The organism is Microbacterium sp. (assembly GCF_046295495.1).
GTDB lineage: Bacteria > Actinomycetota > Actinomycetes > Actinomycetales > Microbacteriaceae > Microbacterium.
In genome coordinates this window covers 1-23,288 of the sequence record NZ_JBKBNC010000014.1, presented here as the reverse complement: position 1 = coordinate 23,288, position 23,288 = coordinate 1, and the positions used below count along the sequence as shown (strand labels likewise).

General features: G+C 70.4%; 22 protein-coding genes and 4 tRNA genes. 15 read left to right on the top strand and 11 right to left on the bottom strand.

All coding sequences use genetic code 11. From position 1 onward, the window contains the following. Positions 1-172 precede the first annotated feature (172 nt). The 4 genes from ACK4LS_RS07525 to ACK4LS_RS07510 all read right to left on the bottom strand — a co-directional run bounded on the left by ACK4LS_RS07525 (position 173) and on the right by ACK4LS_RS07510 (position 5,367). On the bottom strand, positions 173-2,311 hold the full coding sequence (locus ACK4LS_RS07525) for a 3-hydroxyacyl-CoA dehydrogenase NAD-binding domain-containing protein (protein WP_409715505.1): 2,139 nt from the start codon (positions 2,309-2,311) through the stop codon (positions 173-175). After that, positions 2,308-3,516 carry a thiolase family protein gene (locus ACK4LS_RS07520; protein WP_409715503.1) on the bottom strand — a complete coding sequence of 403 codons (1,209 nt, stop codon included), beginning with the start codon at positions 3,514-3,516 and terminating at the stop codon, positions 2,308-2,310. Before ACK4LS_RS07520 ends, ACK4LS_RS07525 begins: the two co-directional genes overlap by 4 nt. A gap of 71 nt (positions 3,517-3,587) precedes the next feature. Beyond that, entirely contained in the window at positions 3,588-4,784 is a 1,197-nt protein-coding gene (locus ACK4LS_RS07515) for a ribonuclease D (RefSeq protein ID WP_409715501.1), read from the bottom strand. Continuing rightward, the gene (locus ACK4LS_RS07510; protein ID WP_409715498.1) at positions 4,777-5,367 is read right to left on the bottom strand and encodes a DUF3000 domain-containing protein; all 591 of its coding nucleotides are present in this window, start codon (positions 5,365-5,367) and stop codon (positions 4,777-4,779) included. Before ACK4LS_RS07510 ends, ACK4LS_RS07515 begins: the two co-directional genes overlap by 8 nt. Positions 5,368-5,392: 25 nt before the next feature. Between ACK4LS_RS07510 and ACK4LS_RS07505 the strand changes: the two genes are divergently transcribed. Further along, a complete protein-coding gene (locus ACK4LS_RS07505; protein WP_409715495.1) occupies positions 5,393-6,601 on the top strand; it encodes an alpha/beta hydrolase family protein in 1,209 nt (402 codons plus the stop codon). Between the two features lie 15 nt (positions 6,602-6,616). Here the strand turns inward: ACK4LS_RS07505 and ACK4LS_RS07500 are convergent, their stop codons facing one another. Together ACK4LS_RS07500 and ACK4LS_RS07495 are read right to left on the bottom strand one after the other, a co-directional pair. Further along, positions 6,617-7,069, bottom strand: coding sequence for a SufE family protein (locus ACK4LS_RS07500; RefSeq protein WP_409715492.1), 453 nt, complete (start codon positions 7,067-7,069; stop codon positions 6,617-6,619). Between the two features lie 58 nt (positions 7,070-7,127). Then, positions 7,128-8,030 (bottom strand): sulfurtransferase, encoded by a 903-nt coding sequence (locus ACK4LS_RS07495; protein ID WP_409715489.1) that lies wholly within the window; start codon positions 8,028-8,030, stop codon positions 7,128-7,130. Between the two features lie 118 nt (positions 8,031-8,148). On the opposite strand from ACK4LS_RS07495, the gene zapE reads away from it, so the two are divergent. From zapE to ACK4LS_RS07475, 4 genes are all read left to right on the top strand, one after another. Continuing rightward, a complete protein-coding gene (gene zapE, locus ACK4LS_RS07490; RefSeq protein ID WP_409715486.1) occupies positions 8,149-9,186 on the top strand; it encodes a cell division protein ZapE in 1,038 nt (345 codons plus the stop codon). 167 nt (positions 9,187-9,353) lie between these two features. Beyond that, positions 9,354-10,628: an ammonium transporter gene (locus ACK4LS_RS07485; protein ID WP_409715483.1), complete on the top strand. Its 1,275-nt coding sequence runs from the start codon at positions 9,354-9,356 to the stop codon at positions 10,626-10,628. Positions 10,629-10,702: 74 nt separating this feature from the next. Then, the gene (locus ACK4LS_RS07480; RefSeq protein ID WP_409715480.1) at positions 10,703-11,248 is read left to right on the top strand and encodes a type II toxin-antitoxin system PemK/MazF family toxin; all 546 of its coding nucleotides are present in this window, start codon (positions 10,703-10,705) and stop codon (positions 11,246-11,248) included. After that, positions 11,245-12,300 carry a hypothetical protein gene (locus ACK4LS_RS07475; protein WP_409715477.1) on the top strand — a complete coding sequence of 352 codons (1,056 nt, stop codon included), beginning with the start codon at positions 11,245-11,247 and terminating at the stop codon, positions 12,298-12,300. Before ACK4LS_RS07480 ends, ACK4LS_RS07475 begins: the two co-directional genes overlap by 4 nt. Before the next feature lie 65 nt (positions 12,301-12,365). On the opposite strand, the gene ACK4LS_RS07470 is transcribed toward ACK4LS_RS07475, so the two are convergent. After that, positions 12,366-12,438 (bottom strand) — tRNA-Val (locus ACK4LS_RS07470). Positions 12,439-12,589: 151 nt separating this feature from the next. On the opposite strand from ACK4LS_RS07470, the gene ACK4LS_RS07465 reads away from it, so the two are divergent. The 3 genes from ACK4LS_RS07465 (at position 12,590) to ACK4LS_RS07455 (ending at position 12,898) form a co-directional block, all read left to right on the top strand. Next, a tRNA-Gly gene (locus ACK4LS_RS07465) sits at positions 12,590-12,662 on the top strand. Between the two features lie 66 nt (positions 12,663-12,728). Further along, positions 12,729-12,799: transfer RNA gene (locus ACK4LS_RS07460), tRNA-Cys, on the top strand. Positions 12,800-12,826: 27 nt separating this feature from the next. After that, positions 12,827-12,898: transfer RNA gene (locus ACK4LS_RS07455), tRNA-Val, on the top strand. A 734-nt stretch (positions 12,899-13,632) separates the two neighbouring features. Here ACK4LS_RS07455 and ACK4LS_RS07450 read toward each other — a convergent pair. After that, a complete protein-coding gene (locus tag ACK4LS_RS07450; protein ID WP_409715474.1) occupies positions 13,633-13,815 on the bottom strand; it encodes a hypothetical protein in 183 nt (60 codons plus the stop codon). Between the two features lie 132 nt (positions 13,816-13,947). On the opposite strand from ACK4LS_RS07450, the gene ACK4LS_RS07445 reads away from it, so the two are divergent. The 3 genes from ACK4LS_RS07445 to ACK4LS_RS07435 all read left to right on the top strand — a co-directional run bounded on the left by ACK4LS_RS07445 (position 13,948) and on the right by ACK4LS_RS07435 (position 15,381). Then, positions 13,948-14,361 (top strand): PPOX class F420-dependent oxidoreductase, encoded by a 414-nt coding sequence (locus ACK4LS_RS07445; RefSeq protein ID WP_409715471.1) that lies wholly within the window; start codon positions 13,948-13,950, stop codon positions 14,359-14,361. Positions 14,362-14,556: 195 nt separating this feature from the next. Further along, positions 14,557-14,940 carry an ATP-dependent DNA ligase gene (locus tag ACK4LS_RS07440; RefSeq protein ID WP_409715468.1) on the top strand — a complete coding sequence of 128 codons (384 nt, stop codon included), beginning with the start codon at positions 14,557-14,559 and terminating at the stop codon, positions 14,938-14,940. A 48-nt stretch (positions 14,941-14,988) separates the two neighbouring features. Then, positions 14,989-15,381, top strand: a complete 393-nt coding sequence (locus ACK4LS_RS07435; protein WP_409715465.1) for a TIGR03618 family F420-dependent PPOX class oxidoreductase — start codon at positions 14,989-14,991, stop codon at positions 15,379-15,381. Between the two features lie 3 nt (positions 15,382-15,384). Here ACK4LS_RS07435 and ACK4LS_RS07430 read toward each other — a convergent pair whose 3' ends face one another. Further along, positions 15,385-16,536, bottom strand: coding sequence for an SLC13 family permease (locus ACK4LS_RS07430; RefSeq protein ID WP_409715462.1), 1,152 nt, complete (start codon positions 16,534-16,536; stop codon positions 15,385-15,387). Between the two features lie 83 nt (positions 16,537-16,619). On the opposite strand from ACK4LS_RS07430, the gene thrS reads away from it, so the two are divergent. Genes thrS through ACK4LS_RS07415 form a run of 3 tightly spaced genes read left to right on the top strand, consistent with a single transcriptional unit; the run spans position 16,620 to position 19,830 of the window. Then, complete coding sequence (thrS, locus tag ACK4LS_RS07425) at positions 16,620-18,605, top strand: threonine--tRNA ligase (protein WP_409715459.1); 1,986 nt, start codon at positions 16,620-16,622, stop codon at positions 18,603-18,605. Continuing rightward, a complete protein-coding gene (locus ACK4LS_RS07420; RefSeq protein WP_409715456.1) occupies positions 18,602-19,168 on the top strand; it encodes an HIT family protein in 567 nt (188 codons plus the stop codon). Before thrS ends, ACK4LS_RS07420 begins: the two co-directional genes overlap by 4 nt. Positions 19,169-19,224: 56 nt before the next feature. Then, complete coding sequence (locus tag ACK4LS_RS07415; protein WP_409715453.1) at positions 19,225-19,830, top strand: hypothetical protein; 606 nt, start codon at positions 19,225-19,227, stop codon at positions 19,828-19,830. 176 nt (positions 19,831-20,006) lie between these two features. Here ACK4LS_RS07415 and pdxY read toward each other — a convergent pair whose 3' ends face one another. After that, entirely contained in the window at positions 20,007-20,858 is an 852-nt protein-coding gene (gene pdxY, locus ACK4LS_RS07410; protein WP_409715450.1) for a pyridoxal kinase PdxY, read from the bottom strand. Then, on the bottom strand, positions 20,855-22,219 hold the full coding sequence (locus ACK4LS_RS07405) for an aminotransferase class I/II-fold pyridoxal phosphate-dependent enzyme (RefSeq protein WP_409715447.1): 1,365 nt from the start codon (positions 22,217-22,219) through the stop codon (positions 20,855-20,857). The genes pdxY and ACK4LS_RS07405 overlap by 4 nt, the downstream gene beginning before the upstream one ends. A gap of 96 nt (positions 22,220-22,315) precedes the next feature. On the opposite strand from ACK4LS_RS07405, the gene pdxS reads away from it, so the two are divergent. After that, a complete protein-coding gene (gene pdxS / locus ACK4LS_RS07400; protein WP_409715445.1) occupies positions 22,316-23,200 on the top strand; it encodes a pyridoxal 5'-phosphate synthase lyase subunit PdxS in 885 nt (294 codons plus the stop codon). The last annotated feature ends 88 nt before the right edge of the window (positions 23,201-23,288 follow it).

Genomic DNA, 23,288 nt, shown 5'->3' with positions numbered 1-23,288 from the left:
CCGCGCCCTGAGCCCGCGCCGCGCCGGAACAGGCAATCCCGCCACAACAGGACCCACCCGGGCGATCCCGGCCTGTTCTCGCCGCATCCCCTGTCCCGGAACGCTGGCACGCACGACGCGCGGACGACGGCGGCGCCGCCCCGAGGGGACGACGCCGCCGTGAGAGCCGTGGTCAGCCGCTGATGCCGCGGATCGGGGGATGGTGGAACGTGTCGCCGAAGGCGCGATCCGACGCCCCCTCGCGGTCGAGGTAGGGCGAGGCGCCGCCGTCGATGAAGGGCCAGCCGGCGCCGAGGATGAGGCACAGGTCGATGTCCTGCACCTCGGGAACGACGCCCTCGTCGAGCATGATCTTGATCTCCTGCGCGAGGCCGTCCTGCACGCGGGCGAGGATCGTCTCGGGCGCGACCGGGGTCTTGCCGGTGACGAGCACCTTCTGCGCCGCCTTCGTCCAGCCGGTGACGCGTCCGCCCTTGTCCTTCTCGACGACCTCGGGGAGCGCTGCCAACTCGTGGAAGTTCTCCGAGGAGAAGAACCGGTCGGGGAACGCGTGCGCCATTGTGTCCTGCACGTGCGCGGCGACCTTCCAGCCGACGAGGTCGATGAGCTGGAACGGCCCCATCGGCAGTCCCAGCGGCGCGAAGGCCTTCTCGACGACCGTGATGGGCGTTCCCTCGTACACCGCGCGTGCGGCTTCGCCCATGACCTTCGCCAGCAGCCGGTTGACCACGAAGCCGGGGGCGTCGGCCGTGAGCACGGCGTTCTTGCCGAGACCCTTGGCGACGACGAACGCCGTCGACAATGCCGCGTCGCTCGTGGCATCCGTCTTGACGACCTCGATGAGCGGCATGACCGCGACGGGGTTGAAGAAGTGGAAGCCGACGAGACGCTCGGGGTGCTGGAGCACCGATCCGATCTCGCCGACCGACAGCGACGACGTATTGGTCGCCAGGATGGCGTCGTCGGCGACGATCTTCTCGATCGCGGTGAAGACCTCCTGCTTGACGCCGACCTCTTCGAACACCGCCTCGATCACGAAATCGCAGTCGGCGAACTCCGAGCGGTCGGTCGTGCCGTGCACGAGGGCGCGCAGCTGGTTGGCCGTGTCGCCGTCGAGGCGCCCCTTCGCCTCGAGCTTGCCGATCTCTTCGCGGATGGATGCCACGCCCTTGTCGACGCGGCCCTGATCGAGGTCGGTGATGACGACCGGAACCCGCAGCTTGCGCACGAACAACAGGGCGAACTGCGAGGCCATGAGACCCGCACCGATGACGCCGACCTTCGTGACCTTCTTCGCCAGCGCCTTGTCGGGGGCGCCGACCGGCCGCTTGGCGCGCTTCTGCACGAGGTCGAACGCGTACATGGATGCCGCGAACTGATCGCCCGTGATGAGGTCGGCCAGGGCCTCGTCTTCGCGCGCGAATCCTTCGGCCTTGGTGCCGCTCCTGGCCTTGTCGAGCAGGTCGAGTGCGACGTAGGGGGAGCGGGGGACGGTGCCGATCTTGGACTCGAGCATGCCGCGGGCCATCTTGATGGCGATGGGCCACTTGGTGAGGCGCTCGAGCTTGCCGGGCTCGTTCTTGCGCTCGACCTTCACGCGACCGGTGAGCACGCCGTCGGCCCAGCGCAGCGAGTCCTCCAGGTACGAAGCCGCCGGGAAGATGGCATCCATGATCCCGAGGTCGAAGGCCTGCTGCGGCTTGAGCATGCGGTTCTGCTTGAGCGGGTTCGACACCACGACCTCGAGAGCATTCTCGATGCCGATGAGGTTCGGCAGGAGGTAGGCGCCGCCCCAGCCGGGGATGATGCCCAGGAACACCTCGGGCAGCGCGACGGCCGCCGCCGAAGCGTCGACCGTGCGGTAGGTGGAGTTCAGCGCGATCTCGAGGCCGCCGCCGAGGGCGAGTCCGTTCACGAAAGCGAACGAAGGCACACCCAGGTCGGACAGCGAGCCGATCACCTGGTGGCCACGCTGAGCGATGAGGCGGGCGACGTCTCTCGAGGGCAGCTTGGCGACGTCCGACAGATCGGCGCCGGCGGCCAGGATGTACTGCTTGCCGGTGATGGCGACCGCGTGGATCTCGCCCGCGGCGGCGCGACGCTTCACCGTCGACAGGGTCTCGCCGAGCTCGGCGAGGGTGGCCGGTCCGAGCGTGTTCGGCCGCGTGTGATCGCGGCCGTTGTCGAGGGTGATGAGCGCCAGCACGTTGCCCGAGGGCAGACGCACGTCGCGCACGGGGGAGTGGGTGACGACCTCGTCGCCGGTGAGGGCGTCAAGGGGGGAGAAGTCGATGGTCGAGTAGTCGGTCACTTGCGCTTCTTCTTTCCGTCGAAGAACGGGTTCTCCCAGATGACCGAGCCGCCCTGCCCGAGACCGACGCACATCGCGGTGAGTCCGTAGCGTACGTCGGGCCGCTCGGCGAACTGCGCGGCGAGCTGGATCATCAGACGCACCCCGGATGCCGCGAGCGGGTGGCCCACGGCGATCGCGCCGCCCCACGGATTCACGCGCGGGTCATCATCGGCGATGCCGAAGTGGTCGAGCAGCGAGATCACCTGGATCGCGAAGGCCTCGTTCAGCTCGAACAGGCCGATGTCGTCGATCGTCAGACCGGCCTTCTTCAGGGCCTTCTCGGTCGAGGGGATCGGGCCGATGCCCATGATCTCGGGCTCGACACCCGCGAAGGCGAACGAGACCATGCGCATCTTGGGCGCGAGATCGAACTCCTTCACGGCGTCGGCGCCCGCGAGCAGGCTGATCGTCGCGCCGTCGGTGAGCGGTGACGACGTGGCGGCGGTGACGCGACCGTGGGGGCGGAAGGGCGTCTTCAACGTCGCCAGACCCTCCATCGTCGTCTCGGGACGGCGTCCCTCGTCCTCGGTCGCGAGGCCCCAGGCGCCGGCCGCGTCCTTGACGGCCACGGGGACCAGGTCGGGCTGGATCTTGCCGGCCTCGTAGGCCGCCTGCACCTTGTGCTGACTCGCGACGCCGAATCGGTCGGCTCGCTCCTTCGTGAGGTGGGGGAAGCGATCGTGGATGCGCTCCGCGGTCACGCCCATGTTGAGCGCGCCCGGGTCGACGAGCTTCTCGGCGACGAAGCGGGGGTTGGGGTCGACGTTGCCGCCGATGGGGTGGCGACCCATGTGCTCGACGCCGCCGGCGAGGGCGAGGTCGTACATGCCCACTCCGATCGAGGCGCCCATCGTGGTCACGCTGGTCATGGCTCCCGCGCACATGCGCTCGATCGCGAGACCCGGCACCGTCATCGGCAGACCCGCGAGGATCGCCGCCGTCCGGCCCAGTGTCAGTCCCTGATCGCCCGTCTGCGACGTGGCAGCGATGGCCACGTCATCGATGCGCTCCTTCGGCACGTCGCCGTTGCGCTCCATCAACCCGATGATCGCCTTGACCACCAGGTCGTCGGCTCGGGTGTTCCAGTACATGCCCTTCTCGCCGGCGCGCCCGAAGGGGGTGCGCATTCCGTCGACGAAGAAGACGTCCGTCATCTCGGCCACTCTGCCTCCAAAGTTTGGGATGGGCCCAGCCTAGGAAGAGCGCTCCGCCGCGGGGAATCGCTTGTCCGAACCTACGAAGTCGTGGCAGACGCGTCGTTGACCTCGTTGAGGGAAGCTACAAAGCTATCGACGATCACCTGTGCGGTCTGGTCAATCTGCCAGGGGCGCGCCCCCAGCTCCGCCAGCGACGCGCTCACCGCCTCGACCGTCAGTTCGGCCGGGGGCGCCCACGCGACACGGCGCAGCGTCTCGGGCGTCAGGAGGTTCTCGGTCGGCATCCGCAGTTCTTCCGCCCGGGCCTCGACGGCCGGGCGCGCCGCTTTGAGCCGCCGGTCGGCCTCGGGGTTGCGGTCGGACCACGCGCGAGGCGGCGGCAGCGTGTCGCTGGGGACGCGGTCGGCCGGCAGGTCGGTGGACTCCCGACCGGCGACGATGGCGTTCCACCAGCGGTCGAGCTGCGTGCGGCTGGCGCGGCCGTTGAACTCCTTCACGCCCGCGAGCGCCTGCTTGCTGGCGGGGTCGGCGAGCACCGCCGCCACGAGCGCGCGGTCGGGCACGAGACGACCAGGTGCCACATCCTGCTCCCGGGCGTAGTCCTCGCGGGCCTGCCAGAGCGAGCGCGCCACGGCCAGCAGGCGACGCCCCCGCACGGTGTGCAGCCCGCTCAGACGGCGCCACGGGTCCTCGCGGGCGGGCTTCGGCTGACGCTCGAGGACCGCCTGGAACTCCTGCCGCGCGAACTCGGTCTTCTGCTGCTCCTCGAGCTCGGCGACGAGCACGTCGCGCACGTCGATGAGGTGCTCGACGTCGAGAGCGGCGTATTCGAGCCACGACGCCGGCAGCGGACGGGTCGACCAGTCGGCGGCGGAGTGCGCCTTCGCCAGCGTGATGCCCAGCGTCTGCTCCACCACGGCACCGAGACCCACGCGCTCGTGGCCCAGCAGACGCGAGCCGAGCTCGGTGTCGAAGATGCGCGGGGGCTCGAGCCCCCGCTCGCGCAGGGAGGGAAGGTCCTGGCTGGCCGCGTGGAACACCCACTCGACGTCGCCGATCGCCTCCTGCAGCGGCGAGAAGTCCTCGATGGTCGAGGGGTCGAACAGGAAGACCCCCGCCTCGCGACGGAACACCTGGATCAAGTAGGCCCGCTGCGAGTAGCGGAACCCCGAGGCGCGCTCGACGTCGACCGCGACGGGACCGACCCCCGCGGCCAGGGTCCGGCACGCGGCGCTCAGGCCCGCGGCATCCTCGATGACGATGTACTCAACCACGCGTGGGCCTCCGGGCTCCGAACACGGCAACGCCCTCCGATCCCGGGGGGAGTCCGGCGAGCATGCACACGAGCTCCGCCCACGCCTCGAGGTGCGGGCGGAAGGGACCGCGCGGCGACCATGACGCGCGAAGTTCGATCTGCGACCCCTCGCCCTGTGCGGCGAGAGCGCCGAACCCGGTCGAGAGCGTCTTGGTGGCGGTACCCGACTCGGAATGCCGGTCGGCCCCGCGGGAGTCCAGCGCGTCGATGAGCCACGACCACGCGACGTCGGCGAGCAGCGGGTCGACGCCGATCTCGGGCTCGAGCGGAGCCTGGGCGAAGCACACGATGCGCCAGGCCCCACCCCACGGCTCGGGCTCCTCGGGGTCGTGCAACAGGATGAAGCGCCCCGTCCCGAAGGGCGAGTCCGTCGCGTGCGCCTCGGGCCGCACATCGCCGGCGAGGGCGAGGGAATACGGCGCCAGACCGGCGGGGGAGGGGATCTCGCGCACCACCAGGTCGTCGCGGAACGTCACGGCGCGCAGGTCGGCGGCAGCTCGCGCGAAGGGGCTGTCGGCCTCCGCCGGGCGATGCTCACTCACGGCAGCAGACTAGAGTGAGGCCTCGATGAACGCTCCCAGGCGCGCCGCGGGTCCCCGCGCATCGCGGCGCCGCACCACCGGCCTTCGCATCGCCCTCTCCACCCTGAGCCTCGCGCTGGCCGCCTCCGCGGGCGCCCTCGGCGCCGTGTCGCTGCGGGTCGCCCGCACGGTGGTGCGTCCGGCGGGGCGCCGGCCCGACACGCGCATCGTGCGCCTGGACGCCGCCGCGCAGACCATCACGCTCGAGCGGACCCCCGACACCTCGCTCCCCGGTCGCTACGGCCTGTTCACGGTCGGTTCCGCCGACTACCTGCGCCTCGGTCCCATCGTCGCCGAGGACGAGACGACCGTGACGCGCAAGCTGCTCACCCACGTGCCCGCCGACGGCGATCTCGCCCCCGAGGCTGCCTTCAGCGGCTGGTACATCGATCAGCCCGAGCACCTGCACCTCCCCTTCCGGTCCCTCGACATCGACACCGGCGTCGGCGCGTGCCCGGCATGGGAGTTCCCGGCCGCCTCGGCCACCGACGTCTGGGTGATCCAGGTGCACGGCCGCGGCACGACCCGTGCCGAGACGCTGCGTGCGGTCCCGGTCTTCCACGACCTGGGCATCACGAACCTCGTCGTGTCGTACCGCAACGACGGAGACGCTCCGCGCAGCCCCTCCGGCACCTACGCGCTCGGCGCCACCGAGTGGCGCGACGTGGACGCGGCGATCGGGTACGCCCGGCGACAGGGCGCCCGCCACGTCATCCTCATGGGCTGGTCGATGGGCGGCGCGCTCGCCCTTCAGGCGGCCCTCGAGTCGCCGCACGCGGATGTCATCGCGGGTCTCGTGCTCGAATCGCCCGTCGTGGACTGGCGCACCGTGCTGAGCTTCCAAGGCCGACTGATGCGCCTGCCCAAGCCCGTCGTCGCCCTCGCCGAGAGCACCCTCGTATCGAACTGGGGCGCCACCGCCCTGCGCAGCGGGGAGCCCATCCCGCTCGATCGCCTCGACGGGGTCGCGCGCGCGAAGGAGCTCCGGCATCCGATGCTCATCCTGCACAGCGACGACGACGGTTTCGTGCCGTCCGACGCCTCGCACGCGTTGGCCGCCGCGCGCCCCGACATCGTGACGATGGAGACGTTCTCGGTGGCCCGCCACACGAAGCTGTGGAACTACGACGAGACGCGATGGACCGACGCCATCACGCGCTGGGTCCGCGAGCGGGGGCTCGCCCGGGCGGAGTGATCCGGATGCCGCGCCTCAGGCGCCGCGCTGGGCGCGCACCTGGCGCTTCGCGCGCATGAGCATGCCGGTCATCCCCGCGATGCGCAGCGGGCTGACGGCCCGCGTGAGACCGATGCTCTGCGGGAAGTCGTCGGGCACGGCGAGCATCTCGTCGGCGGTGAGACCCGTGAGTCCCTGCGAGAGGATGCTGGCGAATCCGCGCGTCGTGGGGGCCTCGGCCGGGGCCGTGGCGTGCATCGCGACTCGGTCGTGGTCGTCGACCGCGACGATGATGTACACGGGCGACTGGCACTCCGCGACACGCTCCGCCATCTCGGGGTGATCGGCGTACTCCGCCGGCACGGCGGGCAGCTCCTGCGAGAACTCCAGCAGCAGCTGCAGCCGGTCGGGCTCGTCGAGCTCGAGGAACTCGTCGCGGATCTCGGCGAGGCGGTCCGGCAAGCCGGCGGGGGAGGTGTTGTCGGACATCACCGTCATTCTCCCACGCCGACGCCCTCGCGGGCTCGAGACCGAGGGAGACGAACCCTCAGCGTGAGGGGACCTCGCCGGGCTCCGAGCCCGACACGATCGGCACGCGTACGGCGCTGCCCCACTCGGTCCACGAACCGTCGTAGTTGCGCACGTCGTCGAAACCGAGCAGGTGCTTGAGCACGAACCAGGTGTGGCTCGAGCGCTCGCCGATGCGGCAGTAGGCGACGATCTTGTCGCCGTCCTTCAGGCCCGCGCCCTCTCGGTAGATGGCATCCAGCTCCTCACGGGACTTGAAGCCGCCGTCTTCGGCCACGGCCTTGCCCCACGGCACGCTCTGGGCGCTGGGGATGTGCCCGGCACGCAGGGCGCCTTCTTCGGGGTAGGCGGGGGCGGTCGTGCGCTCTCCGGAGTACTCCTCGGGGGAGCGCACGTCGATGAGGGGGTTGCCGAGGTGGGCGAGCACGTCGTCCTTGTACGCGCGCAGCAGGGCGTCGTCGCGTTCCACGACGGGGTAGTCGGTCGGCTCGACCACGGTCTTCTCGGTGGTCAGGGGGCGTCCCTCCGCGATCCACTTGTCGCGGCCGCCGTCGAGAAGCCGCACGTCCGCGTGGCCGAAGAGCGAGAACACCCACAGGGCGTATGCGGCCCACCAGTTGTTCTTGTCGCCGTAGATGACGACGGTGTCGTCGCGCGAGATGCCCTTGCCGCTCAGCAGGTGCGCGAATCCCGCGCCGTCGACGTAGTCGCGCACCACGGGGTCGTTGAGCTCGGTGTGCCAGTCGACCTTGACCGCCCCGGGGATGTGCCCGGTCTCGTAGAGCAGCACGTCTTCATCGGACTCGACCACGACCAGGCCCGGTCGGCCCAGCCGCTCCTCGAGCCACTCACCCGTGACGAGGCGTCCGGGCTCCGAGTAGTCGGCGAACTTGGGGGAGGTGGTGTCGAACTCGACGGTCACGGTGGCTCCTCGGTCGGGACGGGGGATGCGGCGGCATAGGGTGGACACCGCACCTTCGACCCTAGATCCGCGACGTGGGGCACGCACCCTCCCGGTAAGACTGCGACACAGGACGGCCATGACCTCGATTCCCGCCACGACCGGCCTCATCCATCTCACCGATCGCGAACCGGCCATCTCCGGGGCCGAGATGGTCAGCGCCCTGGTCCCGCCGCCGCAGTTCGACGGCGCGACCTTCGAGTCGTACCGGGCCGACGACGCCTATCCGTCGCAGCAGGAGGCGAAGGAGCTGCTCCAGGCCTTCGCCGGTCTCACGGCGACCCCCGCCAAGAAGGGCGGGTTCTTCCGCCGCGCCGAGAAGACCCCGCCGGTCAAGCCCGGCGTCTACCTCGACGGCGGCTTCGGGGTCGGCAAGACCCACCTGCTCGCCTCGATCTACCACGCGATGCCGGCCCGCCGGAAGTATTTCGGCTCCTTCATCGAGTACACCGCCCTCGTGGGCGTGCTCGGCTACGCCAAGGCCGTCGAGCTCTTCCGCGGGTCCGACCTGCTCTGCATCGACGAGTTCGAACTCGACGACCCGGGCGACACGATGGTGATGACGCGCCTGCTCGGCGAGCTCGTGGCATCCGGGACGAGGCTGGCGGCCACCTCGAACACACCGCCCAACGCGCTCGGCGAGGGACGCTTCGCCGCGCAGGACTTCCTGCGCGAGATCCAGTCGATGTCCGACAGCTTCCGCACCATCCGCATCGACGGCACCGACTTCCGCCAGCGTGCGATCGACGGCGAGGCCCGCGTGCTCGCGGACGACGAGTACCGCGACGCGCTGGATGCCGCAGCGGCCGGAGCCGTGGCATCCGATGACTCCTTCCCCGACCTGGTCGCCCACCTGGCACGGGTGCACCCGTCGCGCTTCATCCGCCTCATCGACGGCGTCGAGGTCATCGGCCTGCGCGACGTCGCCGTTCTGCACGATCAGTCGGCGGCTCTGCGGCTGGTCGCGTTCGTCGACCGCGCGTACGACGCGCAGATCCCGATCCGCGCCACCGGCGCCCCCCTGAACACGGTGTTCGGCGACGAGATGCTGGCCGGCGGCTATCGCAAGAAGTACCTGCGCGCGGTGTCGCGCCTGGTCGCCCTCACGCACTCCTGACAGCGCGTTCATCACCGCCTCCCAACCGCGCGAAACGCGATGTTTACCGCAGCGGCGTGGCTGTAACCCGCTCGAAACACGAGTCGAACGACGACGGTAACCGGGGCTGGGAACACTGAGGGGACCCGACGCTACACCTGCGTCCCTGCAGAGAGGTTCCCTCCGAGATGGATCAAGGCAACACCGCATTCATCCTGATAGCAGCGGCACTCGTGCTGCTCATGACGCCAGGACTCGCGTTCTTCTACGGCGGATTGGTCAAGGCCAAGAGCGTCATCAGCATGATGATGATGAGCTTCGGCGCCATGGGTCTCATGGGCGTCCTGTGGGTCCTGTACGGCTACTCGATCGCCTTCCCCACCACCGACGAGGGCGCCACGCAGTTCCCGTGGGCCCTCGACCCCACCAACTTCAGCCTCGCGGGCGTCCTCGAGACGCCTGAGGGCGCCGCGTACCCGCCGCTCGCCTTCGTCGCCTTCCAGGCCACGTTCGCCATCATCACCGTCGCCCTCGTCTCGGGCGCCATCGCCGACCGCGCCAAGTTCGGTGCGTGGATGATCTTCGCGGGCATCTGGGCCACGGTCGTGTACTTCCCCGTCGCCAGCTGGGTGTTCAACTTCGGCCTCGCCGACGACGGCTCGTTCTCCTACGGCGGCTGGATCACCCACGGGATGCAGGACGTCTTCGGCGTCGGCGCGATCGACTTCGCCGGTGGAACCGCCGTCCACATCAACGCCGGTGCCGCCGCCCTCGCCCTCGCCCTGGTCCTCGGCAAGCGCGTCGGCTTCCAGAAGGGCGCGCACGTCCCCCACAACCCGCCGTTCGTGCTCCTGGGCGCGGGCCTGCTGTGGTTCGGCTGGTTCGGCTTCAACGCGGGCTCCGAGCTCGCCGCCGACGGCACCGCCGCGCTGGCGTTCGTCAACACGATCGCCGCTCCCGCCGCCGCCCTGCTGGCCTGGCTGATCGTCGAGAAGATCAAGGACGGCAAGCCCACCTCGGTCGGCGCCGCCTCGGGTGCCGTCGCGGGTCTGGTCGCCATCACGCCCGCCTGCGCCTCGCTGACCCCGTTCTGGGCGATCGTCCTCGGCCTCGTCGCCGGTGCGGTGTGCGCCCTGGCGATCGAGCTGAAGTTCAAGCTCGGCTTCGACGACTCGCTCGACGTGGTCGGCATCCACCTCGTCGGTGGTCTGATCGGGACGCTCTACCTCGGCATCTTCGCCAACAACACCGGCCTGATCTACAGCGGTTCGATCAACCAGCTGCTCGTGCAGGCGATCGCCGCCCTCGCGGTGCTGGTGTACTCCTTCGTGCTCGCCTTCGTCATCGGCTTCGCGATCGAGAAGACGATCGGCTTCCGCGTGAAGAACGAGGACGAGATCGCCGGCATCGACACCGTGGTCCACGGCGAGGAGGGCTACGTGCTCTCCGACGCCCGCGGCTGACCACGGCTCACCCCTCGACGGGGCGTCACCGATTCGTCGGTGGCGCCCCGTCCGCCGTGTCTAGGGTGGGCGGTATGTCAACCACGTCACGCCTGCTGTCGGCCGTCCTGGGCTTGTTCTCCTCCCCGAAGCCCGCGCGCACGACAGCCCCCGCGCGACCCGCCGGGGCCGCGCACCGGTCGTCGACGACGACCGCCCGCCCCGTGGCTCCGTCGGGCGCAGAGACGACGGAGATCGACCCCCCGCGGCGCCTGACCCTCTCGTACGCCCCGCAGCGCGACAACGCCCCGGACGGGGGCGAGATCGTCTGGACCTGGGTGCCGTACGAGGAGCGCGACGGCCGCGGCAAAGACCGTCCCGTGCTCGTGATCGGCCGAGCGGATGCCACGCACTCCTACGCGGTGCGGTTGACGAGCAAGCCGCACGACGGCGAGAGGCAGTACCTGGCACTCGGCACGGGGGAGTGGGATCCGCAGCGCCGCCCGTCGTGGGTCGACGTGGAACAGATCTACCTCGTGCACGACCGGGGAATGCGCCGGGAAGCGGCCGCCCTCGATCGCGGGCGTTTCGACACCGTCGCGGCGGCCCTCTCGAGTCGGTACGGGTGGACGCGGGGATGAGCGACGCTCTGCTCGCGGGGCCGCGTGGTCGCCGGCTCTGCCTCGACTACGCGTGCCGTGACGAGCAGCTGCAGCACCTCGTCGGCTTCTACGGTTTCCACCGCGTCGACGCCTCGGCCCGGGTGATCGCCTTCACCGACGGCGACCCGGCTCCGATCCCGAATCCGACCGTGACCGACATCGCCGATCGCCTCTCCGCGAGGCCCGAGACGGCGATCGACGACGCCGCGCTCGCCGCTGCCCTGCGCACGACGGTCGACGTCGCCCGGTACTGGCAGGAGCCCGACCTCGAGGACCGGCTCGCCGCCCGGCCCGAGATCGTCGAGGCGCTGCGCCCGCTGGCCCGGAGGATATCCGCCCACATCGGCTCCGCGTGGGACCGAGGGCGGGGCGATCGGCAGTGGGCCGTGCACTGGCGAGAGCGCGAAACCGGCGGCCCCCTTCCGACCGGGGCATCGGACGCGCTGGCGACCTGGGCGGCACGGCTCCGCGCGGCGGAGGACCGGGCGCAGCGCGAGCTCCCCGATGCGCCCACGGCACGCGTGTCGGGGGAGTGGTGGTCCATCCCGCTGTCGCTGCTGTCGACGAGCGGCAGCGTCATCGCCGCGCTCGATCTCGTCGAGGACTCCTTCGGCGACGAGGTCGCCACCGTCATCCCCGTGAGAGGGAGTGGGCGCACGCTCGAGATCCGCGGTCCGTCCGAGTGGGCCGCGCTCTGTCGGGAATTCCCCATGGAGGTCACCGCCTCGCGCCGGCACGATTGGTACCGCACGACGGACCGCGACGGTCGTTGGCTGCTCCCCGATTGGCAGCGGGTGGGAGAGCGGTGGGATGCCGTGCACCTGACGACACTCGGGTACCTGACCACCGCGACACGACTGATCGAGATCGACGACGAGTACGCGAGCGTCATCGGTGGGTGGGCGCCGGATTCGACCCTGTGGCTGCGCGACACCGCGGTCGAAGTCGGTCCCCGGCAGGAGTGGGCTCGCGAGCACGCGGGCGCCGTCTGGGCGCGTGGGCCCGCCCCGGGCGCTGCCGCACGAAGGTGAGGGCGGCGGACCGATTCGCCCGCGGAAACGACGAAGGCCCCCGGCGAACCGGGGGCCTTTTTCGGTGGGCGATACCAGACTCGAACTGATGACCTCTTCCGTGTGAAGGAAGCGCGCTACCAACTGCGCCAATCGCCCTCGCCCCGTACGGGACTCATCGATCGTACCGGATGCCGGGAGGTGGTTCCGACCATCTCCCGGGACACGCGCGGGGCGCGTCTCGTTTTGCGCCGGCGCTCAGATCGGGTAATGTCTTACGAGTGCTCGGGGCAAGCCCCGGGAACGAAATGCGGATGTAGCGCAGTTGGTAGCGCACAACCTTGCCAAGGTTGGGGTCGCGAGTTCGAGTCTCGTCATCCGCTCGAGTGGAGGGATCTCCGTCTGGGAAACCGACGGAGAATCACGACACGTGGGTCGAACCACATCACGGTGGCGTGGCCGAGCGGCTAGGCACCGGCCTGCAAAGCCGTTTACACGGGTTCGAATCCCGTCGCCACCTCGCCTCACAATAGAACAGCCTGTATAGGCGCGATTGGCGCAGCGGTAGCGCGCTTCCCTGACACGGAAGAGGTCACTGGTTCGATCCCAGTATCGCGCACAGCTGAGAACCCCCGGACGCCCGGGGGTTCTTTTTGTTTCCACCAGGCGCCACGCCGTCCGGTGTGGCCCACCGAACGGAGGGCCGGTCACCCGCGAGGGCGCACCGGGGCGAGAGCGCGGTCACGGGCGCGGCTGCGCGATCGCAGCTCGCCGGGACGACCATCCTCCACGCCCGGTGAGGGCACGGCCGCCGCCGCCGACGGCACCGCGCACCGGACTCGTCGGGACCGGACTCGCCGGGACCGGACTCGTCAGGAGCGGACTCGTCAGGAGCGGACGCATCAGCACCGGAGGCATCGGGACCGGACGCACGGCAGGACGAGCCCGCCGCGACGCGACGTGCCCAGACCGGAGAAGCGCCGGGACCGGAGGCATCGGAACCGGACGCACGGCGGGACGAACCCGCCGCCGCGACGCGACGTGCCCAGACCGGAGAAGCGCCGGGACCGGATGCGTCGGGCTCGGATGCCGGGGGCTCGACTCCGTCATAGGCGGAGCCCGCGCCCCGCGACGGGCGGAAAGCGAGGTGGTTGTTCCCGCCGCCAGAAAGGGGGCTGCGGAGTGCCTGGCGGCGGGAACGTGACGACGCTAACCCATGTCCACCGAATGGGGGACACCTGATCCCGCGTCTTGTGACGGCGTTGCGCATTCCTTGAGCCGACGTTGAGGTTCATGCGGTCGCATGGGTCACGTCCGCCGGGCGGGTGGCATCCGCACCGTCGGCGCACGCCGTCAGATCACCGAGATGCTCTCGAGATACTGGGCCACGCGTTCCTGAGCGACGCTGTCGAGCGGGCGGCCGTCGGGTCGGCGAACCGAGGACAGGACGGTCATCGACTCGTTGGTCAGGCCGAATCGCAGCGTCTCGAGTGACACGATCACGGCCCCCACGAGCGGTACGACATAGTTCCCCACGCCCTCACGGTAGGGGAGACGGGTCATTCATGGAAGCGCTCCCAGGCACTCTGCGCGAAGCGTCCTGCGGTGCGCGGATGCCGACCCCCACCCCGGGACGTGCAGGCGGAGCCGTGGCGCTAACGTGAGGACATGATCGTCTCCGACACCCACTGGCACGAGATCGCGGCATCCGCGTTCGTCTCCCTCGGCACCTACCGCAAGAACGGCGCGCTGGTGGCGGTGCCGGTGTGGATCGCCCGCGACGGCGACGAGCTCGTGGTCACGAGCGAACGCGCGACCGGCAAGGTCAAGCGCCTGCGCAACGACCCGCGCGTGACGCTTCGCCCGTGCAGCCGTATGGGGGCGGTGGAGCCGGGCGCCCTGACGGTGGAGGCCCACGGGCGCATCGCCGGAGCGGCCACCGCGGATGCCCGCGCCGAGTCGGCGCTCCGGCGCAAGTACGGTCTGCAGTACCGCGCGATCCTCGGCTTCGAGGCCCTCGTGCACCGCCTCCAGCGACGACCCGGTGATCGCGTGATCCTGCGGATCGCGCGCACCGCCTGAGCCCGCGCCGCCTCCCGCATCCGGTTCGCGAGGGGCGTCCTCCAGAAAACGACGGCCGGCACAAGGGGGTTTACGCGCCGCGGCTTCTCGGGAGACAGTGCAGACAGCGACAGCGGCCGCCGCCCCCCAGTTCTCGCGTTCGACTTCTCGCCTGGAGATACGCACGGCGGCGGCGACGACCGCGCGGAGGATCCCATGGGCAAGTTCATCTACGACAGCAACATCAAAGTCGACTTCGAAGACCGCCTCCTCGCCCACCTGCAGGCCGTCATCATGGCCAAGGTGCGTCGCGGAGAATCATTTCCGTTCACCTGGAAAGACGACATCAGCACGGGTGGCGGGCGGACGACCGTCTACATCCACCCGAACGTGTCGCTGGTGTTCAAGTACCACGGGAGCCGCTCTCCGCAGTTGAGCTCGGCGTGGCTGCACGCGCTGACCTACAACGCCAACTCGGGCCGGGGACTTTACGTGATTCCGGAGCCCGACGAGTCCAGCCCGCGGGAAGGCGTCCAGCGCGAGGAGATGGTGTTCCGCGAGGTACCCAGGGATCACGCGAACGAGCCCGCCCATCCCTGATCCGCGCGGTCGGGAATGCCCCGCGGTAGACGGGCGGTTGTCCCCGGTATGACCGAGTGGGACGACACCAAGCCGTACTTCGAGACGACCGCCATCGCGCACCTCGCGACGCTCATGCGCGACGGTTCACCGCACTCCGTGCCCCTGTGGGTCGGTGTCGAGGGAGACCGCCTCGCGATCTTCACCGAGACCGACACGCTGAAGGACCGCAACCTGCGCCGCGACCCCCGGGTGGCCCTCTCGGTCACGGGAGCGGACAACCCGTACGCCATGGCATTCGTGCGGGGCGTGGCGGTCGAGCGCATCGATGGCGACGAGGCCATGCCGATCGTCGACCGGATCGCGACCCTGTACACGGGCGAGCCGTACGGCATGCGCGAAGGCCTCGCGGTGTGGTTCATCGAGCCGCGCAAGGCATGGGCGCGCGCGTACGAAGACTGAGCGTCAGAGCGCCAGGGGCAGCACGGCCAACACGAGGATGAGCGGGGCGATCACCGCCCCGAGCAGCACGAATCGGCTCCACCGCAGTTCCACCCCCGCGGCGACGAGTCGGTCGTGCCACAGCAGCGTCGCCAGCGAGGCCCACGGCGTGACGATCGGACCGGCGTTCACGCCGATCAGCAGTGCCGCCAGGCGCACGGGCGATCCGGCGACGGACTCGAGCGCGAGGTAGGCGGGGAGGTTGTTGATGCCGTTCGCGGCCAGCGCGCCCACGCCGGCGAGCTGCCACAGCGAGACGAGGTCGTCGCCGCTCCCGGCCAGCACCGAGGTGATGCGACCGATCCCGAGTGCCTCCAGCGCTCCCACGGCGAGGAACAGCCCGCCCGCGAACACCAGCAACGACCACGGCACGAGACGGATGCCGAGAGCCCGCGGCGCGCGCCAGGCGAAAGCGACCACGAGCACGGCGGCGGCCGCGACGGCCGGCATCCACGGTTCCAGCCCCACCACGAGCAGGGGGAGCAGCGCGAGCGTCACCACGCCGGAAATACGCAGCAGCACCCGGTCGGAGACGCCGGGGGTCGCGGCGTCCGGGTAGGTGCGGGGGAGCCGCCGGAGGAACACGACGGTCAGCACGATCACCGTCACCGCGATCGCGATCAGCGCCGAGGGCCCGAGGAGTGCGAGGAACGCGATCGGGTCGTGCCCGCCGCCCAGCGCCTCGGACGCGAGCAGGTTGGTCAGATTCGACACCGGCAGCACGAGCGAGGCGGTGTTGGCCAGCACCACGGTCACGAAGGCGAAGGGGAGAGGATCCATGCGGCGGGCCACGGCCATCGCGACCACGACCGGAGTGAGCAGTACCGCGGTGGTGTCGAGCGACAGGAACGCCGTGGCCACGATGGCCAGCGCCACCACGAGCACCCAGAGCAGCGCGGTGCGTCCGCGCGCGAGCTTCGCCAGGCGCGACGCCACCACGTCGAACAGTCCCGCCTTCGATGCGAGCTCGGCGACGATGGTGACCGCGACGACGAAGAGCAGGATGGGCCAGACGCGGTCGGCGACGGCCAGCGCGTCGTCGGCCGGGAAGGCCCCGGTGAGCAGCGCGACGATCCCGAGGATCCAGAGCACGCCGCCGATGATGGCCAGAGTCACCGCTCCACTATGGGGCACGCGCGGGTCGGCCGAGGCCATGGGCGCCCGGTAGCCTGGAACGCGACCCTTCCAGGAGATGCGCTGTGACTGATTTCCCCGCCGATGGCTTCGCCCTCTTCCCCGACCGTTCGGTCGTCGCGCTGCGCGTGAACGGCGAGCTCAAAGACCTCGCCACGACCGTCACGGCCGACGATCAGGTCGAACCCGTCACGATCGACAGCGCCGACGGCCTGTCGATCCTGCGCCACTCCACGGCCCACGTGCTGGCCCAGGCCGTGCAGCGCGTCAAGCCGCAGGCCAACCTCGGCATCGGCCCGCCCGTCACCGACGGCTTCTACTACGACTTCCAGGTCGATGAGCCCTTCACCCCCGATGATCTCAAGGTCATCAAGAAGGAGATGGAGCGCATCGTCCGTGAGAACCAGCGGTTCGTGCGCCGTGTCATCACCGACGACGAGGCCCGTGCCGAGCTCTCCGACGAGCCCTTCAAGCTCGAACTCATCGGCCTGAAGGGCGGGTCCGCCGAGGCCGCCGAGGGCGCGAGCGTCGAGGTCGGCGCCGGTGAGCTCACGATCTACGACAACGTCACCCGCGACGGCGAGACCGCGTGGAAAGACCTGTGCCGCGGTCCCCACGTTCCGGGAACGCGCCTGATCGGCAACGGGTGGGACCTGACCCGCATCGCCGGCGCCTACTGGCGCGGCAGCGAGAAGAACCCGCAGCTGCAGCGCATCTACGGCACCGCGTGGCCGACGAAAGACGAGCTGCGCGCCTACCAGCACCGCCTCGAGGAGGCGGCCAAGCGCGACCACCGCAAGCTCGGCAAGGAGCTCGACCTGTTCTCGTTCCCCGACGAGATCGGCCCGGGCCTGGCGGTGTTCCACCCCAAGGGCGGCATCATCCGCTACGAGATCGAGCGTTACATGCGCGAGCGTCTGCTCGCGAACGGGTACGAGGTCGTGAACACCCCGCACATCACCAAGGGCGACCTGTTCATGACGAGCGGTCACCTGCAGTGGTACGCCGACGGCATGTACCCCCCGATGGTGCTCGACGAGGTCGTGGACGCCGACGGGCACGTGTCGCGCGAGGGCCAGGAGTACTACCTCAAGCCCATGAACTGCCCGTTCCACAACCTGATCTTCCGCTCGCGCGGTCGCAGCTACCGCGAACTGCCGCTGCGGTTGAGCGAGTTCGGTTCGGTCTACCGCTACGAGAAGAGCGGCACCCTCGCGGGCCTCACGCGCGTGCGCGGCATGACCCAGGACGACACGCACATCTACGTCACCGCCGACCAGGTCAAGGGCGAGCTGACCCACAGCCTCGACTTCGTGCTGCAGACGTTGCGCGATTACGGCCTCAACGACTTCTACCTCGAGCTGTCGACGAAGGAGGAGGGCAATCCGAAGTTCATCGGCGACGACGCCCTCTGGACCGAGGCGACCGAGACGCTGCGCGAGGTGGCGGAGGCCTCGGGCCTGGAGCTCGTGCCCGACCCGGGCGGGGCCGCGTTCTACGGCCCCAAGATCTCGGTGCAGGCCCGCGACGCGATTGGCCGCACCTGGCAGATGTCGACGATCCAGCTCGACTTCAACCAGCCCGAGCGCTTCGAGCTCGAATACACCGGTCCCGACGGCGAGAAGCACCGTCCGGTGATGATCCACCGCGCCCTCTTCGGCTCGGTCGAGCGCTTCTTCGCGATCCTGCTCGAGCACTACGCCGGGGCGTTCCCGGTGTGGCTCGCCCCCGTGCAGGTCGTGGCGGTCCCCGTCGCGGCGGAGTACGGCGACTACCTCCAGGGCATCGTCGCCGACCTCAAGACCAGGGGCGTCCGCGCGGAGGCCGACCACAGCGACGACCGCATGCAGAAGAAGATCCGCACGCACACCACCCAGAAGGTGCCGCTCATGCTGATCGCCGGAGAGCAGGACCGCGCCGGCGGGACGGTCTCGTTCCGCTTCCGCGACGGCACGCAGCTCAACGGCATCCCCGTCGACGAGGCCGTCGCGCGCATCACCGGCGCGATCGCCGCGCGCACCCTGATCGACACCGCTGAGGATCTGGCGTGACGAGCGATCCGGATGCCGGGCCCCCGAACGACGCATCCCTCGTCGACGCCGCGACCCTTTCGGGTGTGCCCGATGAGTTCCAGCGACTGTGGACGCCGCACCGGATGGCGTACATCTCCGCCGGGCGCGAGCCGATGGAGAAGAACTGCCCGTTCTGTGCGGCCCCCGGCACGTCCGACGAAGACGGGCTGATCGTCGCGCGGGGCGAGAGCGCGTACGTGCTGCTGAACCTCTTCCCCTACAACTCCGGTCATCTGCTGGTCTGCCCGTACCGCCACATCGCGACGTACGACCAGGCCACCGACGAGGAAGTGGCCGAGATCGGTGCCCTCACGCAGCGCGGGATGCGGGTGCTGCGCGCGGTGTCGAACTGCGAGGGGTTCAACCTCGGCATGAACCAGGGCGCGATCGCCGGCGCCGGTGTGGATGGCCACCTCCACCAGCACATCGTTCCGCGGTGGTCGTCGGACGCCAATTTCTTCCCCATCATCGCGAAGACCAAGGCGCTGCCGCAGCTTCTGGGCGACGTACGGCGCACGGTCGCCGCGGCCTGGAACGACTGATCGCGCCTTTCCACAACCCCCGTTCGCGTCGCGCGCGCCATGGTTACGGTGAGCAGATGAGCGCTCGCACCCGTCCCCTCGTTCTGACCGCCACCCTGGCCGCCGTGCTGCTGGGAGCGACCGCCTGCTTCCCGCTCCCGAGTCCGCTCGGATCCGACGACGCCGCGGATGCGCCGACCCCCGTGCCGACCGCGGAGGAGTTCTCGACCCCGGGCGACGAAGCCACGGCCACACCCGATGACTTCGACGACGTCTTCGCCGAGCGCGATGAATTCTTCCGCGAGCAGCAGCTGCCGATGGACGGGAGCCCGCTGGTCGCGGTGACCCCGGCTCAGCAGGACTTCATCGCGCAGCAGCGCGCCTACGTGGAGGAGCAGGGGCTGAGCTGGACGGCATCCGATGAGAGTCTCTCGCTCGCCCTCGCGGGCGACGCGTGCGAGACGGCGATCCTGAGCCGCCACCAGGTCGACGCGTCGACGATGACCGCGCACGTCACGACGTCTCCGCTGTTCGCGCAGCTGATCCCCGCCGACCTCGACGGTGCCGCCCGGACGCAGGCCGAAGCGCCGATCGCAAGTGTCATGGTCTTCGGCGCGACGTTCCTGTGCCCCGACGACGGCGACCAGTGGGTCGCGGCCTACCAGGACGTCTACGGCGGCTGATCGGTCGGTCCCCGTCAGACGAGCGGCCACGTGGCGGCGCGCCCGCGACGTGCGGGGCGACTCGCGGTGCGGAAGTCGTCCGCGGGGCCCGGGCCCCGACGGGCGGGACGTCGGGCGTCAGCTGACGCCGACGCGCCGCTCGCTCGACGGGTTCGGCGTCATCCCGCCGACGGCGCTCAGCGCACCTGGCGGACGCCGAACTGCAGGCGCGGGTGGGCGTAGGCCTCCTGCGACTCGACGAGCCGCAGCTCGCGCGACCCCGACTCGAAGGTGTTCGACAGCAGATCGAAGACGCTCGAGGCGGTGCGGGCCAGCGCATCGGCGGCGTCGCCGCTGCGGCGGTAGTGCGCGGTGAACAGTGCCGCCGTCACGTCGCCGGAGCCGTTCGCCTTCATCGGGATCAGCGGGGTCTGGACGATCCATGCGCCGCTGTCGTCGACGACCATCATCTCGATGGTGTCGGCCTCGCGGTCGGGACGCTCGACGCTGGTCACGAGCACCGTGCGGGGCCCGCGGGCGCGCACCAGATCCGCCGACTCCAGGGTCGAGTCGATGCTGCCGGGCTCGGTTCCGGTGAGGAAGCCGAGCTCGAACTGGTTCGGGGTGATGATGTCGGCGACGGGGACCACACGTTCGCGCAGCAGCTCGGGGATGGCCGGGGCGACGAAGCAGCCCGACTTGGCGTTGCCCATGACCGGGTCGCAGGCGTAGACGGCATCCGGGTTGGCCCTCTTCACCCGCGCGACGGCGTCGATGATGACGTCGCCGATGCCCTCGCCCCCCTGGTAGCCCGAGAGCACCACGTCGATCTCGGGGAAGACACCGCGGTCCTCGATGCCGGCGATGACCGCCGCCACGTCATCCGGCGAGATGAGCGGTCCGCGCCAGGCTCCGTAGCCGGTGTGGTTGGAGAAGTTGACCGTGTACACCGGCAGCACCTCGACGCCGATGCGCTGGAGGGGGAAGACGGCGGCGGAGTTGCCGACGTGCCCGTACGCGACGGCGGACTGGATCGAGAGAACCTTCATGCCTCGATCCTTCCACCTCGGACCGCGTCCGGTCGTGCACCCACCGCGCCCGCACCGCCTGCGCCCGTCACACCGGCCAGGTCGTCGGCGAGGGCGGTCGCCGAGGCCTCGTCGAGGTCGTGCACGGTCAGGCGCAGGAACGCGCCGTGGTCGCCGTCGCCGAGGAAGAACGGATCACCCTCGCGCACGAGCCATCCGCGGCGCATGAGGTCTTCTCGCACCCGCGCGGCCGAGACCGGCAGCGGCACCCAGAGGTTGAGTCCGTCGCCCGGCTCGACGGGGAGTCCCCGGGCGGTCAGTGCCCGGGCGAAGGCGGCGTTGCGCGCCGCGTAGTGTGCGGCCGCCCGCTCGATGTCAGCGCGCACGCCCGCGTCGGTGACCAGCGCCAGGGTGAGGCGCTGCAGGATGTGGCTCACCCAGGTCGTGCCGGGGGTGAGACGGACGGCGAGACCGTCGGCGGTGTCGGGATCGGATGCCGTGACCGCGAGGCACGTGTCGGGCCCCAGGAACTTCGACATCGAGCGGATACGCGCCCACCGCCGCTGCGCCGGTCCGATGACCGAGTGCAGGGGCGCGCGCGACAACAACGAGAAATGGTCGTCCTCGATCACGAGCACGTAGGGGTGCGCGGCGAGAACCTCGCGCAGATCCGCGGCCCGCGCGGCCGACAGACTCGCCCCGGTGGGGTTGTGGGCGCGGGGCGTGCAGACGACGGCGCGCACGCCCGCGGCGAGGGCTTCGCGCAGTCCGTCGACGGTCATGCCCTCGGCATCCACCGGCACCGGGACGGCCCGGTAGCCGCCGGTGCGTACGGTGTGCAGCGCGGAGAGGAAGCACGGGTCTTCCAAGGCCACGGCGTCGTCGCGCTGCAGCGCCTGCGCGAGCAGCCTCTCGATCGCGTCGCTCGCGCCGCTGGTCACCGTGATGCGCACGTCGTCGTGGGGGAGGTGGTCGGCCATCCACTCGCGCGCCCAGCCTTCCAGGCCCGGGTCGATCACGGGTTCGCCGTAGAGCACCGGGCGCGCCGAGCGGGCCAGGGCCGCCGTGGGGTCGGGGATGAGCGCGGGGTCGGGGTTGCCCGTGCCGACGTCGCGCAGCACGGTGTCGGGGGCGTACCCCTCCTGCGCCACCGCCGCGCGGTCGGCGACGCGCGTGCCGCCGCGACCACGCGCCTCGACCAGTCCTGCCTGGGCGAGCTGCCGGTAGGCCGCCACCACGGTGTTGCGGTTGACCCCGACCTCGGCCGCCAGCGCGCGCACGGGCGGGAGCGGGGTGCCCGGAGGGAGCTCTCCGCGCTCGATGCGCGTGCGCAGACCTGCGGCGATCTCGGATGCCGAGCGGCCGGTGATGTCGATGGTCATACGCCCCCTGGGTCACCGCCCAGCCTATGTCCTGAGCCATGCTACGGTTTGGCCTAAGCCAATGAATCGCGCCCCGAAGCGCGGAACGGAGTGGACATGACCGACACCGGAACCTCCCGCGTCAAGCGCGGTCTCGCCGAGATGCTCAAGGGCGGCGTGATCATGGACGTCGTCACCGCCGAGCAGGCCCGCATCGCCGAGGACGCCGGCGCGGTGGCCGTCATGGCCCTCGAGCGCGTCCCCGCCGACATCCGCGCCCAGGGCGGCGTCGCCCGGATGAGCGACCCCGACCTGATCGACGACATCGTGGCATCCGTGTCGATCCCCGTCATGGCGAAAGCCCGCATCGGTCACTTCGTGGAGGCGCAGATCCTGCAGGAGCTGGGCGTCGACTACATCGACGAGTCCGAGGTGCTCTCACCCGCCGACTACGTGAACCACATCGACAAGTGGAACTTCACCGTGCCGTTCGTGTGCGGCGCCACCAACCTCGGCGAGGCGCTTCGCCGCATCACCGAGGGCGCGGCGATGATCCGCTCGAAGGGCGAGGCCGGCACCGGCGACGTGTCGGAGGCGACGAAGCACATCCGCACCATCCGCGGCGAGATCAACGCGCTGCGCGCCAAGACCAAGGACGAGCTCTACGTCGCCGCCAAGGAGCTGCAGGCCCCCTACGACCTCGTCGCCGAGATCGCCGAGACCGGCACACTGCCCGTCGTGCTCTTCACCGCCGGGGGAGTGGCGACCCCGGCCGACGCCGCCATGATGATGCAGCTCGGCGCCGACGGCGTGTTCGTGGGCTCGGGCATCTTCAAGTCGGGTAATCCCGCGCAGCGCGCCGCCGCGATCGTGAAGGCCACCACCTTCCACGACGACCCCAAGATCGTCGCCGAAGCCTCACGCGGACTCGGCGAGGCGATGGTCGGCATCAACGTCGCCGACCTGCCCGCTCCGCACCGCCTCGCCGAGCGTGGCTGGTAAAGCCCCCCGCGTCGGCGTCCTCGCCCTGCAGGGCGACGTGCGCGCGCCACACAGCGGGCGCGCGGGGCGGGGCGCCGCCCCCCCCCCC